The following is a 13,520-nucleotide window of genomic DNA, read 5'->3' as shown; positions in this document are numbered from 1 at the left end:
TCGGCCCGGGACTACGCTCGTCCATGACGACACCCTGCCCCCCTGAGCAAGCGGAGTTGCCGCCATGCCGTCCAATGACGTCCGGATCCTTCTCCAGGCCGCTGTGCCCACAGCTGCCGTCGGCGCGATTGCCGCCGTCGTCAGTGGTGCGGTCGCCGGTGGCAAGGGAGCGGTCGGGGCGATCGTCGCGACGCTGGTCGTGATCCTCTTCATGGGCATCGGGCTCTACGTTCTGCAGCGCACCGCCAAATCGCTTCCGCACCTGTTCCAGGCGATGGGCTTGATGCTCTACACGGCACAGATTCTGCTGCTGTTCATCTTCGTCGCCGCGTTCAAGAACACCTCGCTGTTCAATCCCAAAGCCTTCGCGATCACCCTGGTCGCCACCACGCTCGCGTGGATCGGCGCACAGGCGCGTGCCCATATGAAGGCCAAGATCCTCTACGTCGAACCCGAGTCCTCGAAGGGCGACAAGCCCGAAAAGACGGGGCACTCGTCGTGAGAGGTAGGGCCGGGATAAGCGCCTGTAAGAGATCCTGCTATCGTCCGGTGCCAACTGCGGCATCGCGGGCGCGGGCATCTGAGCTGACGCCTGCTCAATCGCGAGGCTTGATGCCCCACAGCCGCCCCCACATCCGTAACACCAGTCCAGTGCCGAACCGCGGCTGTGCGCCGCGCCGACACAACGAGGTTGCCGTACCTATGCGCCACGCTGAAGGAGCCCGCGGTGAGTGCTGACCCGACGCAGGTGCTCGCCTTCGAGACCGATTGCCACATCTTCGACGGCTGTGGCTTCCCGGCTCCCGGCCTGCACTCGTTCCTGTTCGAGCCCCTCTGGGGCAACGGGGACAGCAACTTGTACTTCAACAAGACGATGCTCCTGGCGCTGCTCGGCTCGATCATCGTTGTCGGCTTCTTCTGGGCCGCCTTCCGCAAGCCGAAGGTCGTCCCGGGCAAGCTGCAGATGGTGGCCGAGTCCGGCTACGACTTCATCCGTCGCGGCGTCGTCTACGAGACGATCGGCAAGAAGGAAGGCGAGAAGTACGTCCCGCTGGTCGTCTCGCTGTTCTTCTTCATCTGGATGATGAACCTCTGGTCGATCATTCCGATCGCCCAGTTCCCGGTGACGTCGATCATCGCGTACCCGATCGTCCTCGCGGTGATCGTCTACATCACCTGGGTCTCGCTGACCTTCAAGCGGCATGGCTTCGTCGGTGCGTTCAAGAACTTCACCGGCTACGACAAGACGCTCGGCCCGGTTCTCCCGCTGGCCATGTTCATCGAGTTCCTCTCGAACCTGATCGTCCGGCCCTTCACGCACGCGGTGCGACTCTTCGCGAACATGTTCGCGGGCCACACTCTGCTGCTGCTGTTCACGATCGCCAGCTGGTACCTGCTCAACGGCATCGGGATCGCCTACGCGGGTGTCTCGTTCATCATGGTGATCGTCATGACGGCCTTCGAGCTGTTCATCCAGGCCCTGCAGGCGTACGTCTTCGTGCTGCTGACCTGCACCTTCATCCAGGGCGCGCTCGCCGAGCACCACTGAGCACCCGCCTCACCCACCCCGCAGTCGTCCGGTGACCAACCCCCACCGGTCCGTAAAGAAAAGGAAGAACTGGCATGTCCCAGACCCTTGCTGCCGCTGTTTCCGGCTCGCTCGGCTCCATCGGTTACGGCCTCGCCGCCATCGGCCCCGGCGTCGGCGTCGGCATCATCTTCGGTAACGGCACCCAGGCGCTGGCCCGTCAGCCCGAGGCCGCCGGTCTGATCCGCGCCAACCAGATCCTCGGCTTCGCCTTCTGTGAGGCGCTTGCCCTCATCGGCCTGGTCATGCCGTTCGTCTACGGCACCTGATCGACCGATCAGCGACAGCCCACTAGACGAAAGGCACTGACATGAGCCAGCTGCTCATTCTGGCGGCCGAGGGGAAGGAAAACCCCCTCATCCCGCCGATCCCCGAGCTTGTCATCGGCCTGATCGCCTTCGTCATCGTCTTCGGCTTCCTCGCCAAGAAGCTCCTCCCGAACATCAACAAGGTTCTGGAGCAGCGCCGCGAGGCCATCGAGGGCGGTATCGAAAAGGCCGAGGCCGCTCAGACCGAGGCCCAGAGCGTTCTTGAGCAGTACAAGGCTCAGCTCGCCGAGGCCCGTCACGAGGCCGCGCGGCTCCGCCAGGAGGCGCAGGAGCAGGGCGCCACGCTCATCGCCGAGATGCGCGCGGAAGGCCAGCGGCAGCGTGAGGAGATCATCGCCGCCGGCCACACGCAGATCGAGGCCGACCGCAAGGCCGCCGCTCAGGCGCTGCGCCAGGACGTCGGCCACCTGGCCACCGACCTGGCCGGCAAGCTCGTCGGCGAGTCCCTCGAGGACCACGCCCGGCAGAGCCGCGTCATCGACCGTTTCCTCTCTGATCTTGAGGAGAAGGCCGAGGCCGCGCGATGAACGGAGCGAGCCGCGAGGCCCTGGCAGCCGCACGTGAGCGTCTCGACGCGCTGACGGACTCGACGTCCGTGGACGCGGCGCAGCTCGCCGACGAGCTGGCCGCCGTCACCGCGCTGCTCGACCGCGAGGTGTCGCTGCGTCGGGTCCTCACCGACCCGGCGCAGCCCGGCGAGGCCAAGGCCGAGCTGGCCCAGCGCCTGCTCGGCGGTCAGGTCAGTGGTACGACCGCCGACCTGGTGGCCGGCCTGGTCCGCTCCCGCTGGTCGCAGCCCCGCGACCTGGTGGACGCGCTGGAGGAGCTGGCGAACACCGCCGACCTCACGGCCGCCCAGCAGGCGAACGTGCTCGACGACGTGGAGGACGAGCTGTTCCGGTTCGGCCGGATCGTCTCTTCGAACACCGAGCTGCGTGCCGCGCTGACCGACCGCGCCGCCTCGAAGGCCGCCAAGACCGAGCTGCTGCGCAGCCTGCTCGGCGGCCGGGCCAACGTGGCCACCGAGCGTCTGGTGACGCGCCTTGTGACCGCGCCGCGTGGACGTAGCCTGGAAGCGGGACTCGAGTCCCTGTCCAAGCTCGCCGCCGAGCGCCGTAACCGCATGGTCGCCGTCGTCACCTCGGCGGTCCCGCTGAGCGACGGACAGAAGCAGCGCCTCGGTGCCGCTCTGGCGAAGCTCTACGGCCGTCAGATGCACCTCAACCTCGACGTGGACCCCGAGGTCCTCGGCGGGATCCGGGTGCAGGTCGGCGACGAGGTCATCAACGGCTCCATCGCGGACCGTCTCGAGGACGCAGCCCGCCGCATGGCGAGCTAGCAGCAACTTCATAAGCAGTACGTACTTACGGCCCGGTTGGGTCGTGCAGAGGATTCCTGGGGGTCGCCCCCAGACCCCCAAGTTGAAACTTCGGGCCCAACAAGGAGAGCAGGGAACCCAGATGGCGGAGCTCACGATCCGGCCGGAGGAGATCCGGGACGCGCTGGAGAACTTTGTCCAGTCGTACAAGCCGGACGCGGCCTCGCGCGAGGAGGTCGGTACGGTCACCGTCGCCGGCGACGGTATCGCCAAGGTCGAGGGTCTGCCCTCGGCCATGGCGAACGAGCTGCTGAAGTTCGAGGACGGCACCCTCGGTCTCGCGCTGAACCTGGAAGAGCGCGAGATCGGTGCGGTCGTCCTCGGTGAATTCAGCGGTATCGAGGAGGGCCAGCCGGTCACCCGTACCGGCGAGGTCCTGTCCGTCGCGGTGGGCGAGGGTTACCTCGGCCGCGTCGTCGACCCGCTCGGCACCCCGATCGACGGCCTCGGCGAGATCGAGACGTCCGGCCGCCGCGCCCTCGAGCTGCAGGCCCCCACGGTCATGGACCGCAAGTCGGTGCACGAGCCGATGGAGACCGGCTACAAGGCCGTCGACGCGATGACCCCGATCGGCCGTGGCCAGCGTCAGCTGATCATCGGCGACCGTCAGACCGGCAAGACCGCTCTGGCCGTCGACACGATCATCAACCAGCGCGACAACTGGCGCTCGGGCGACCCGAAGAAGCAGGTCCGCTGCATCTACGTCGCCATCGGTCAGAAGGGTTCCACCATCGCCTCCGTGCGCGGTGCCCTGGAAGAGGCCGGCGCGCTGGAGTACACGACCATCGTCGCCGCCCCGGCGTCCGACCCGGCCGGCTTCAAGTACCTGGCGCCGTACACCGGTTCGGCCATCGGCCAGCAGTGGATGTACGAGGGCAAGCACGTCCTCATCATCTTCGACGACCTTTCGAAGCAGGCCGACGCCTACCGCGCCGTGTCCCTGCTGCTGCGCCGCCCGCCGGGGCGCGAGGCCTACCCGGGTGACGTCTTCTACCTGCACTCCCGTCTGCTGGAGCGCTGCGCGAAGCTCTCCGACGACATGGGCGCCGGTTCGATGACCGGTCTGCCGATCGTCGAGACCAAGGCGAACGACGTGTCGGCGTTCATCCCGACCAACGTCATCTCCATCACCGACGGCCAGTGCTTCCTGGAGTCCGACCTGTTCAACGCCGGCCAGCGTCCGGCCCTGAACGTCGGTATCTCGGTCTCCCGCGTCGGTGGCTCCGCCCAGCACAAGGCGATGCGCCAGGTGTCCGGCCGTCTCCGCGTGGACCTCGCCCAGTTCCGTGAGCTGGAGGCGTTCGCCGCCTTCGGTTCCGACCTGGACGCCGCGTCGAAGGCCCAGCTGGAGCGCGGTCAGCGGATGGTCGAGCTGCTCAAGCAGGCTCAGTACCAGCCGATGCCGACCGAGGACCAGGTCGTCTCCGTGTGGGCCGGTACCACCGGTCGTATGGACGACGTTCCGGTCGTCGACATCCGCCGCTTCGAGAAGGAGCTCCTGGAGTACCTGCACCGCAAGGAGCAGGGCCTCATGACCTCCATCAAGGAGGGCGCCAAGATGTCGGACGACACGCTCACGGCCATCGCCGACGCCATCGCGGACTTCAAGAAGCAGTTCGAGACCTCGGACGGCAAGCTGCTCGGCGAAGACGTTCCGGCCGCGGCCAAGTGACGTAAGGAAGGGACCTGACTCATGGGAGCCCAGCTCCGGGTCTACAAGCGTCGCATCCGATCCGTCACCGCGACCAAGAAGATCACCAAGGCGATGGAGATGATCGCCGCCTCGCGCGTCGTCAAGGCGCAGCGCAAGGTGACGGCCTCCACGCCGTACGCGACCGAGCTCACGCGCGCGGTCACGGCGGTCGGTACCGGTTCGAACACCAAGCACCCGCTGACCACGGAGGCGGAGACGGCGACCCGTTCCGCGGTGCTGCTCCTCACGAGCGACCGCGGACTGGCCGGCGCCTTCAACTCCAACGCCATCAAGGCCGCCGAGCAGCTGACGGCGCGTCTGGAGGCGGAGGGCAAGGAGGTCGACACGTACATCGTCGGCCGCCGCGGTGTCGCCCACTACAACTTCCGTGAGCGCAAGATCACGGAGCTGTGGACGGGCTTCACCGACCAGCCCACCTACGCGGACGCGAAGAAGGTCGCGGGTCCGCTGATCGAGGCGATCGAGAAGGAGACGGCGGACGGCGGCGTGGACGAACTCCACATCGTCTACACCGAGTTCGTCTCGATGATGACGCAGACGGCGATCGACAGCCGACTGCTTCCGCTTCGCCTCGAAGAGGTAGCGGAGGAGGCGCCCAAGGGCGAGATCCTCCCGCTGTTCGAGTTCGAGCCGTCGGCGGAGGACGTCCTCGACGCCCTGCTGCCGCGCTACGTCGAGAGCCGTATCTACAACGCGCTGCTCCAGTCGGCCGCCTCCAAGCACGCCGCCACGCGCCGCGCGATGAAGTCGGCGACCGACAACGCGGGCGAGCTGATCAACACGCTCTCCCGACTTGCCAACGCGGCCCGCCAGGCCGAAATCACCCAGGAAATCAGCGAGATCGTCGGTGGCGCCAGCGCCCTGGCCGACGCGACCGCGGGGAGTGACAAGTAATGACGACCACTGTTGAGACGGCCGTTGCCACGGGCCGCGTCGCCCGGGTCATCGGCCCGGTCGTCGACGTGGAGTTCCCCGTCGACGCGATGCCGGAGATCTACAATGCCCTTCACGTCGAGGTGGCCGACCCGGCCAAGGACGGCGAGAAGAAGACGCTGACCCTGGAGGTCGCCCAGCACCTGGGTGACGGCCTGGTCCGCACCATCTCCATGCAGCCCACCGACGGTCTGGTCCGCCAGGCCCCGGTCACCGACACCGGCGACGGCATCACCGTCCCGGTCGGAGACTTCACCAAGGGCAAGGTGTTCAACACCCTCGGTGAGGTGCTGAACTCCGACGAGAAGTACGAGGGCGAGCGCTGGTCCATCCACCGCAAGGCCCCGCGCTTCGACGAGCTCGAGTCGAAGACCGAGATGTTCGAGACCGGCGTCAAGGTCATCGACCTTCTCACCCCGTACGTCAAGGGTGGAAAGATCGGTCTGTTCGGCGGTGCCGGTGTCGGCAAGACGGTGCTCATCCAGGAGATGATCTACCGCGTCGCCAACAACCACGACGGTGTCTCCGTGTTCGCCGGCGTCGGCGAGCGCACCCGTGAGGGCAACGACCTCATCGAGGAGATGTCGGACTCGGGCGTCATCGACAAGACCGCCCTGGTCTTCGGTCAGATGGACGAGCCCCCGGGCACCCGTCTGCGCGTGGCCCTCGCCGGTCTGACCATGGCGGAGTACTTCCGCGATGTGCAGAAGCAGGACGTGCTGTTCTTCATCGACAACATCTTCCGCTTCACGCAGGCCGGTTCCGAGGTCTCGACCCTGCTCGGCCGTATGCCCTCCGCGGTGGGCTACCAGCCGAACCTGGCCGACGAGATGGGTCTCCTCCAGGAGCGCATCACCTCGACCCGTGGTCACTCGATCACCTCGATGCAGGCGATCTACGTCCCCGCGGACGACCTGACCGACCCGGCCCCGGCCACCACGTTCGCCCACCTCGACGCGACGACGGTTCTCTCCCGTCCGATCTCCGAGAAGGGCATCTACCCGGCCGTGGACCCGCTGGACTCCACGTCCCGCATCCTGGACCCGCGCTACATCGCCGCGGACCACTACTCCGCCGCCATGCGGGTGAAGTCGGTGCTGCAGAAGTACAAGGATCTCCAGGACATCATCGCGATCCTCGGTATCGACGAGCTGGGCGAAGAGGACAAGCTCACCGTCCACCGTGCCCGTCGCGTGGAGCGCTTCCTGTCCCAGAACACCCACGTCGCCAAGCAGTTCACCGGCGTCGACGGGTCGGACGTCCCGCTGGACGAGTCGATCGCGGCCTTCAACGCGATCATCGACGGCGAGTACGACCACTTCCCGGAGCAGGCGTTCTTCATGTGCGGTGGCATTGAGGACCTCAAGGCCAACGCCAAGGAGCTCGGCGTCTCCTGACGCGAGCCCCATGCTCGTGACATGAGGGGGCGGGTGCGTCCCGCCCCCTCATCCACGCCTACTAGACTTTGACCCAACACCCGGCAGCAACGCCGGGTGGTGACCCGAGGAGCCCACCTTGGCTGCTGAGCTGCACGTCGAGCTCGTCGCCGCGGACCGTAGTGTCTGGTCCGGCGAGGCCACCCTGGTCGTCGCGCGTACCGCGTCCGGCGACATCGGCGTCATGCCCGGTCACCAGCCGCTGCTCGGTGTGCTGGAGTCGGGCCCGGTGACCATCCGTACGAGTGATGGTGGAACGGTCGTCGCCGCGGTGCACGGCGGTTTCATCTCGTTCGCCGACAACAAGCTGTCGCTGCTGGCCGAGATCGCCGAGCTGTCGGACGAGATCGATGTCCAGCGCGTGGAGCGGGAGCTCGAGCGCGCGAAGGCGGAAGGCGATGCCTCCGCCGAGCGCCGCGCGGACGTCCGCCTGCGGGCGGTGTCGGCGCGCTGAACCCAGCGCGCACGGAATGACGTGACTCAGCCGCGGCCGGGACTGGAGATATCCAGACCGGGTCGCGGCTGAGGCGATGCGGGTGCTTTTTTCCGTTTCATTACCTGCTTTACCTAGGAGACGAGGAGGTCGGTGTCGATGGTCCTCGCTCTGACTGTGTGCGGGTTGGTAGTGGCGCTCGTGGTGGTGGGGCTGTTCGTCTTCGGCCTCCGCCGCCGGCTGATCCAGCGCTCCGGCGGAACGTTCGACTGCAGCCTGCGCTGGGACGTTCCCGAGAAGGGCGACCCCAGCGGCAAGGGCTGGAGCTACGGGGTGGCCCGCTACAACGGCGACCGCATCGAGTGGTACCGCGTCTTCTCCTACGCCCCCCGCCCGCGCCGCGTCCTGGAGCGCTCGGCGATCGAGGTGGCCGGCCGGCGCGCCCCCGAGGGCGAGGAGGAGCTGGCGCTCCTCTCCGACGCGAACATCCTCGTCTGTCTGCACCGCGGGACGCGCCTGGAGCTGGCGATGAGCGAAGACGCGCTGACCGGATTCCTCGCGTGGCTGGAGGCAGCCCCGCCCGGTCAGCGCGTCAATGTCGCCTGACGTGCTTTCGTCTGATTCGCTCGACCAGCTCGACTAGCTCGACGAGCTTGACTGGCTCGACTCGCTTATGAAAGACCGCTGTTGATGGCGCTCACCAGCTCACCGTTGCTGGTGTCACCGCTGAACTCCCAGAAGAACGCGCCGCCCAGGCCCTGGCTCTTGGCCCACGTCATCTTCGTACCGATGGTGGCCGGGGTGTCGTAGGACCACCAGTTGCTGCCGCAGTGCGCGTACGCCGTGCCGGCGATCGTGCCGGTGGCCGGGCAGGACGTCTTGAGGACCTTGTAGTCCTCGATCCCCTGCTCGTACGTGCCTGCCGCGGGCCCGGTCGCCGTGCCGCCCGGCGCGTCCTGGGTGACGCCGGTCCAGCCGCGGCCGTAGAAGCCGATGCCGATCAGCAGCTTGCTCGCGGGTACGCCCTTCGCCTTGAACTTCGCGATCGCGTCGGCGGTGGTGAAGCCGGGCGTCGGGATGCCGCTGTACGAGGTGAGCGGGGAGTGCGGGGCGGTCGGGCCGTCCGCGTCGAAGGCGCCGAAGAAGTCGTACGTCATCACGTTGTACCAGTCGACGTACTGGGCCGCGCCCGCGTAGTCGGCGGCGTCGATCTTGCCGCCGGAGGTGCCGTCGGCCGTGGTGGCCGCGGTGACCAGGTTGCCCGTGCCGAACTTGGCGCGCAGGGCCTGCATCAGGTTCTTGTACGCCGCGGCGCCGCTGGTGTCGCAGGACAGGCCGCAGGCGTTCGGGTACTCCCAGTCGATGTCGATGCCGTCGAAGACATCGGCCCAGCGGGGGTCCTCGACCAGGTTGTAGCAGGACTGGGCGAAGGCGGTCGGGTTGGCCGCGGCCTGGGCGAAGCCGCCGGACCAGGTCCAGCCGCCGAAGGACCAGAGGATCTTGATGTTCGGGTACTTCGCCTTCAGCTCGCGCAGCTGGTTGAAGTTGCCGCGCAGGGGCTGGTCCCAGGTGTCGGCGACGCCGCTGACCGACTGGTCGGCGGTGAAGGCCTTGTCGTAGTCGGCGTAGGAGTCGCCGATCGCGCACTGGCCGTTGGTGACGTTGCCGAAGGCGTAGTTGATGTGCGTGATCTTCGCCGCGGTGCCGGACGTCACCAGGTTCTTGACGTTGTAGTTGCGGCCGTAGATGCCCCACTCGGTGAAGTAACCGAGCTTGACGGCGTTGCCGGTGGGCGGCGGAGTGGTGCCGCCGCCGGTGGTGTGCACCGCGACCGCGCCGCTGACCGGACCGGTCTGGTCAGCGGTGTCACGGGCCTGGACGGTGTACGAGTAGTCGGTGCCGGCGGTCAGACCGGTGTCCGTGTAGCTCGTGGTGGTGACGGTCGCGACCTTGGTGCCGCCGCGCAGCACGTCGTAGTTCTTGACGCCCTTGTCGTCGGTGGCGGCGCTCCAGGAGAGCTTCACCGAGGTGTCGGTGATCGAGGAGGCGGTCGGGGTGCCGGGCGCGGAGGGCGGGTTGTCACCGGGGACGGTGGTGCCGCCGTCACAACTGCCGCCGTTCAGCGTGCAGTTGGTCGGCGAGCCGGATCCGGCGCCGTTGAAGCCGAAGGAGACGGAGGCGCCCGCGGCGAGCGTGCCGTTGTAGGACTTGTTCTTGGCGGTCCAGTGAGTGCCGGAGTTCGTCACGTCCGCGTCCCACGCCGACGTCACCGAGGTGCCGGAGGGGAAGTCCCACTCGATCGTCCAGGAACTGATGCTGGTGGTACCGGTGTTCTTGACGGTCCACTTGCCTTCGAAGCCGGTACCCCAGTCCTGGGTCTTGGTGTACGTGGCGGTGGCGGTGGTGGCCGCGTGGGCGGGACTCGCGAGGCCGACCAGCGCGGCGAGCGGGAGGAGCAGGGTGGTGAGCCCTGCGATGGCTTTGCGTCTGGTTCGCTGCCTGAAGCGCATGATGCCTCTCCTCGGGGGTGGTGTCGTGGGCATGGCTAAGCGCAGTGCGGCGAGAATAGAAAGGTCTGGACCACAGGTCAATAGGTCTGGACCAGTGGGTGTGTGCGGCGCTAGACGCCCAACTCCTGGGCGAGCACGGCTGCTTGGACCCGGCTGCGCAGCTCCAGCTTCCCCAGCAGTCGGCTGACGTGGGTCTTCACCGTCGCCTCCGCCATGTCGAGGCGGCCCGCGATCTCCGCGTTCGAGAGCCCCTCCCCGAGACAGGACAGCACTTCGCGCTCCCGTCGGGTGAGGGCGTCCAGGACGGAGGGATCGACCGTCGGCTCCCGTACCGGCTTCGCCGCGAACTCGGCGATCAGCCGGCGGGTGACGGCCGGTGCGATGAGCCCCTCCCCGCGCGCCACCGTCCGCACCGCCGCCAGCAGGTCCTTCGCGTCGGTGTTCTTCAGCAGAAAGCCGGAGGCGCCCGCGCGCAGCGCCCCGAAGACGTACTCGTCGAGGTCGAAGGTGGTGAGCACGAGGACGTCGGCGAGCTGCTCGGCGACGACCTGGCGGGTGGCCGACACCCCGTCGAGGCGCGGCATCTGCACATCCATCAGCACCAGATCCGGCCGTAGTTCACGGGCGAGCGCGACCGCCCGCTCCCCGTTCTCCGCCTCGCCGACCACCTCGATGTCGGGCGCGCTGCGCAGGATGAGGACGAGCCCGGCACGTACGGCGGACTGGTCCTCGGCGACGAGCACGCGGATCATTCGGGATCTCCTTGGGTGACGGGGAGGGTGGCGCGCACGGTCCAGATCGTGCCGTCGGGCGAGTCCTCGGGACCCGCGTCGAAGGTGCCCTCGAGGAGGGCGGTCCGCTCCCGCATACCGACCAGGCCGGCGCCGGAGCCGGGCGCCCGGGGCCCGTCCCGGTCGCCGTACGGACTGGCCACCCGCACCGAGAGCGAGCCGTCGAACTGGGCGAGGGTGACGGTGACCCGGCCCTTGCCGGCGTGCTTGAGGGCGTTCGTCAGGGATTCCTGGACGATGCGGTAGGCGGCGAGCTCGACCGGGGCGGGGAGGCCGTCGTCGTGCGCGGCGTCGAGCGTGACGTCCAGCCCGTTGGTGCGGGCGCTCTCCACCAGCGCGCCGAGCCCGTCGAGGGTGGGGGCCGCGGCGGGCTCCCTGTCACCGCTGTCGTCACGCAGGATGCCGATGAGCCGGCGCATCTCGGCGAGCCCTTCGACGCTGTTCTCGCGGATGACGGCGAGGGCGTCCCGCGAGGTGTCCTGGTCGTCGAGCGAGAGCGCGGCCGTGGAGTGGATCGCGATCGCGGAGAGGTGGTTGGCGACCATGTCGTGCAACTCCCGTGCCATGCGGGCCCGTTCGGCGGTGACCGCCTGAGTGCGGTCGATCTCGGCGAGCAGGGCGGTCTGTTCGGCCCGCAGGCGCTCGGCGACGGCGGTGTCGCGGTGGTTGCGGACGATCCAGCCGGTGGCGGCGGGCGTGAAGGTGACCAGGCCGGTGAACGCCCCGATCAGCAGCCCCTCCGGCTTCCGCCAGGCGGCGACCGGCCACACCGTGGCGATCACCGTGACCAGGCCCGTGATCCGGGGGATCCGCCGGGCCGCACCGGCCGAGCCGTACAGGACGGCCGCGTACATCAGGTCCGTGAACATCACGACGGTGGCGAGGCTGCCGCGGGTCAGCAGGTCGGCGACCAGGGCGGCCGTGCCGATGAACAGGGCGGTGCGCGGCCGGGTGCGGCGCATCAGCTCGCAGCCGGCCATGACGGCCAGCGGAACGAGGACCGCCCAGCCCCGGTCGACGAGGGACATCGGGTCGCGAGGCGTGCGGCTGTAGAGACCCACGCCCCACAGGACGAGCCCGCCGAACAGCCCCCCGGCGGCGATGCGCACGTCGTCGCGGTGCGGGCGGGGGAGTCGTACGGCGGCCATGCCTCCATCCAACACGGCGTGCGGGCGCCCCGCCTGATCCCCGGGGACGGTCCGTCGCTACATCGAAGGATGCAGTCCCGCTTCGTCACTGGCGACGACGCGTCGGGCGGGTGCCGACGCGAGCCTGGAAGGGTGACCGAGAGGGGCGAACCGTGATCGTCGGGTTGATCGTCGCGTGCGAGGTCGGCTTCTGGGTGCTGCTGGCCGCGGGGCTGGCCGTCCGGTACCTGCTGAAGTGGCGCCGTACGAGCGTGGCGCTGCTGCTCTGCGAGCCGTTGCTGGAGGTGGTCCTGTTCGTGGTCGGCGCCGTCGACCTCAAGAACGGCGCGAAGCCGAGCTGGGAGCACGGCCTGGCGGCGCTCTACATCGGCTTCACGGTGGCGTACGGGCACTACACGATCCGCCGGCTCGACGGCCACGCGGCGCACCGTCTCGCCGGTGGCCCGCGCCCGCCGAAGCCGCCCCGCTACGGGATGGCGCGCGCCCGCCACGAGGGAAGGCTGTGGCTTCGTACGGTCCTGGCGGCCGCCGTCGCCTGTGCCCTTCTCCAGGGCGCGATCCGGTACGTCGGCGACGGCGGCACGGAGTCGCTGCGGGCCTTCCAGTGGGTGGCGCTGCGGACCGCCGCGATCCACGGGGTGATCGCGCTGACCTATCTGCTCTGGCCCAAGAAGGGGCCGGCGTCAGCGCTCCCCGCCCGGGACCCAGAGCACGTCCCCGACCTCGCCGTTCGCCGTACGGGCAAGGATGAACAGCAGGTCCGATAGCCGGTTGAGGTAGGTCGCGGTGAGCGGGTTCATGACCTCTCCGTGCACCTCCAGGGCCGCCCACGTCGAGCGCTCCGCGCGCCGGACGACCGTGCACGCCTGGTGCAGCAGGGCCGCGCCCGGGGTGCCGCCGGGCAGGATGAAGGAGCGGAGCTTCTCCAGGCGCTCGTTGAAGCGGTCGCAGTCCGCCTCCAGCTTGTCGATGTAGAACTGCTCCACCCGCAGGGGCGGGAACTCGGGCTTCTCCACGACCGGCGTCGACAGGTCCGCGCCCACGTCGAACAGATCGTTCTGGACGCGGGTCAGGACTTCGACGATCTCCTCGTCCAGGCCGCCCAGGGCGATCGCCGTGCCGATCACCGCGTTCGCCTCGTTGGCGTCCGCGTACGCGGAGATCCGCAGATCGGTCTTGGCGACCCGGCTCATGTCGCCGAGGGCGGTGGTGCCCTGGTCGCCGGTCCTGGTGTAGATGCGCGTCAGATTGACCATGAGG

General features: G+C 68.4%; 15 protein-coding genes. 11 read left to right on the top strand and 4 right to left on the bottom strand.

Translation table 11 applies throughout. From position 1 onward, the window contains the following. Positions 1–64: 64 nt before the first annotated feature. The 10 genes from ACFVXA_RS05155 (at position 65) to ACFVXA_RS05110 (ending at position 8,417) form a co-directional block, all read left to right on the top strand. Positions 65–502, top strand: coding sequence for a hypothetical protein (locus tag ACFVXA_RS05155; protein WP_362024198.1), 438 nt, complete (start codon positions 65–67; stop codon positions 500–502). Between the two features lie 225 nt (positions 503–727). Then, positions 728–1,549 (top strand): F0F1 ATP synthase subunit A, encoded by an 822-nt coding sequence (gene atpB / locus ACFVXA_RS05150; RefSeq protein WP_362024195.1) that lies wholly within the window; start codon positions 728–730, stop codon positions 1,547–1,549. A gap of 74 nt (positions 1,550–1,623) precedes the next feature. After that, positions 1,624–1,857, top strand: a complete 234-nt coding sequence (atpE, locus tag ACFVXA_RS05145) for an ATP synthase F0 subunit C (RefSeq protein ID WP_276107404.1) — start codon at positions 1,624–1,626, stop codon at positions 1,855–1,857. 41 nt (positions 1,858–1,898) lie between these two features. Then, positions 1,899–2,444 carry a F0F1 ATP synthase subunit B gene (locus tag ACFVXA_RS05140; protein WP_362024191.1) on the top strand — a complete coding sequence of 182 codons (546 nt, stop codon included), beginning with the start codon at positions 1,899–1,901 and terminating at the stop codon, positions 2,442–2,444. Further along, entirely contained in the window at positions 2,441–3,256 is an 816-nt protein-coding gene (locus tag ACFVXA_RS05135) for a F0F1 ATP synthase subunit delta (RefSeq protein WP_362024188.1), read from the top strand. Before ACFVXA_RS05140 ends, ACFVXA_RS05135 begins: the two co-directional genes overlap by 4 nt. Before the next feature lie 121 nt (positions 3,257–3,377). After that, entirely contained in the window at positions 3,378–4,967 is a 1,590-nt protein-coding gene (gene atpA / locus ACFVXA_RS05130) for a F0F1 ATP synthase subunit alpha (protein ID WP_362024185.1), read from the top strand. Between the two features lie 21 nt (positions 4,968–4,988). Further along, positions 4,989–5,903 carry a F0F1 ATP synthase subunit gamma gene (locus ACFVXA_RS05125; protein ID WP_362024182.1) on the top strand — a complete coding sequence of 305 codons (915 nt, stop codon included), beginning with the start codon at positions 4,989–4,991 and terminating at the stop codon, positions 5,901–5,903. Then, complete coding sequence (gene atpD / locus ACFVXA_RS05120) at positions 5,903–7,339, top strand: F0F1 ATP synthase subunit beta (protein ID WP_362024180.1); 1,437 nt, start codon at positions 5,903–5,905, stop codon at positions 7,337–7,339. The genes ACFVXA_RS05125 and atpD overlap by 1 nt, the downstream gene beginning before the upstream one ends. A 118-nt stretch (positions 7,340–7,457) precedes the next feature. Beyond that, positions 7,458–7,832 carry a F0F1 ATP synthase subunit epsilon gene (locus tag ACFVXA_RS05115; protein ID WP_054233220.1) on the top strand — a complete coding sequence of 125 codons (375 nt, stop codon included), beginning with the start codon at positions 7,458–7,460 and terminating at the stop codon, positions 7,830–7,832. 138 nt (positions 7,833–7,970) lie between these two features. After that, positions 7,971–8,417: a DUF2550 domain-containing protein gene (locus tag ACFVXA_RS05110; RefSeq protein WP_362024176.1), complete on the top strand. Its 447-nt coding sequence runs from the start codon at positions 7,971–7,973 to the stop codon at positions 8,415–8,417. Between the two features lie 65 nt (positions 8,418–8,482). On the opposite strand, the gene ACFVXA_RS05105 is transcribed toward ACFVXA_RS05110, so the two are convergent. From ACFVXA_RS05105 to ACFVXA_RS05095, 3 genes are all read right to left on the bottom strand, one after another. Continuing rightward, positions 8,483–10,321, bottom strand: coding sequence for a glycosyl hydrolase family 18 protein (locus tag ACFVXA_RS05105; protein ID WP_383747005.1), 1,839 nt, complete (start codon positions 10,319–10,321; stop codon positions 8,483–8,485). A 110-nt stretch (positions 10,322–10,431) separates the two neighbouring features. Beyond that, the gene (locus tag ACFVXA_RS05100) at positions 10,432–11,073 is read right to left on the bottom strand and encodes a response regulator (RefSeq protein WP_383747003.1); all 642 of its coding nucleotides are present in this window, start codon (positions 11,071–11,073) and stop codon (positions 10,432–10,434) included. After that, a complete protein-coding gene (locus ACFVXA_RS05095) occupies positions 11,070–12,260 on the bottom strand; it encodes a sensor histidine kinase (protein ID WP_390023868.1) in 1,191 nt (396 codons plus the stop codon). The genes ACFVXA_RS05100 and ACFVXA_RS05095 overlap by 4 nt, the downstream gene beginning before the upstream one ends. Positions 12,261–12,412: 152 nt before the next feature. On the opposite strand from ACFVXA_RS05095, the gene ACFVXA_RS05090 reads away from it, so the two are divergent. Beyond that, the gene (locus ACFVXA_RS05090; RefSeq protein ID WP_383746999.1) at positions 12,413–13,027 is read left to right on the top strand and encodes a hypothetical protein; all 615 of its coding nucleotides are present in this window, start codon (positions 12,413–12,415) and stop codon (positions 13,025–13,027) included. Here the strand turns inward: ACFVXA_RS05090 and ACFVXA_RS05085 are convergent. Beyond that, positions 12,944–13,516 carry a cob(I)yrinic acid a,c-diamide adenosyltransferase gene (locus ACFVXA_RS05085; protein WP_384025166.1) on the bottom strand — a complete coding sequence of 191 codons (573 nt, stop codon included), beginning with the start codon at positions 13,514–13,516 and terminating at the stop codon, positions 12,944–12,946. The genes ACFVXA_RS05090 and ACFVXA_RS05085 overlap by 84 nt on opposite strands. Positions 13,517–13,520 lie beyond the last annotated feature (4 nt).

The sequence above is a fragment of the Streptomyces sp. NPDC058246 genome (assembly GCF_042881985.1).
GTDB lineage: Bacteria > Actinomycetota > Actinomycetes > Streptomycetales > Streptomycetaceae > Streptomyces.
This window is presented reverse-complemented; position numbering and strand designations above follow the sequence as displayed.

Bases quoted from the DNA above. Each gene is read 5' to 3' on its own strand.
- ACFVXA_RS05155 (WP_362024198.1), top strand. From the start codon at position 65: ATGCCGTCCAATGACGTCCGGATCCTTCTCCAGGCCGCTGTGCCCACA.
- atpE (WP_276107404.1), top strand. From the start codon at position 1,624: ATGTCCCAGACCCTTGCTGCCGCTGTTTCCGGCTCGCTCGGCTCCATC.
- ACFVXA_RS05140 (WP_362024191.1), top strand. From the start codon at position 1,899: ATGAGCCAGCTGCTCATTCTGGCGGCCGAGGGGAAGGAAAACCCCCTC.
- ACFVXA_RS05135 (WP_362024188.1), top strand. From the start codon at position 2,441: ATGAACGGAGCGAGCCGCGAGGCCCTGGCAGCCGCACGTGAGCGTCTC.
- atpA (WP_362024185.1), top strand. From the start codon at position 3,378: ATGGCGGAGCTCACGATCCGGCCGGAGGAGATCCGGGACGCGCTGGAG.
- ACFVXA_RS05125 (WP_362024182.1), top strand. From the start codon at position 4,989: ATGGGAGCCCAGCTCCGGGTCTACAAGCGTCGCATCCGATCCGTCACC.
- atpD (WP_362024180.1), top strand. From the start codon at position 5,903: ATGACGACCACTGTTGAGACGGCCGTTGCCACGGGCCGCGTCGCCCGG.
- ACFVXA_RS05110 (WP_362024176.1), top strand. From the start codon at position 7,971: ATGGTCCTCGCTCTGACTGTGTGCGGGTTGGTAGTGGCGCTCGTGGTG.
- ACFVXA_RS05105 (WP_383747005.1), bottom strand. From the start codon at position 10,321: ATGCGCTTCAGGCAGCGAACCAGACGCAAAGCCATCGCAGGGCTCACC.
- ACFVXA_RS05100 (WP_383747003.1), bottom strand. From the start codon at position 11,073: ATGATCCGCGTGCTCGTCGCCGAGGACCAGTCCGCCGTACGTGCCGGG.
- ACFVXA_RS05095 (WP_390023868.1), bottom strand. From the start codon at position 12,260: ATGGCCGCCGTACGACTCCCCCGCCCGCACCGCGACGACGTGCGCATC.
- ACFVXA_RS05085 (WP_384025166.1), bottom strand. From the start codon at position 13,516: ATGGTCAATCTGACGCGCATCTACACCAGGACCGGCGACCAGGGCACC.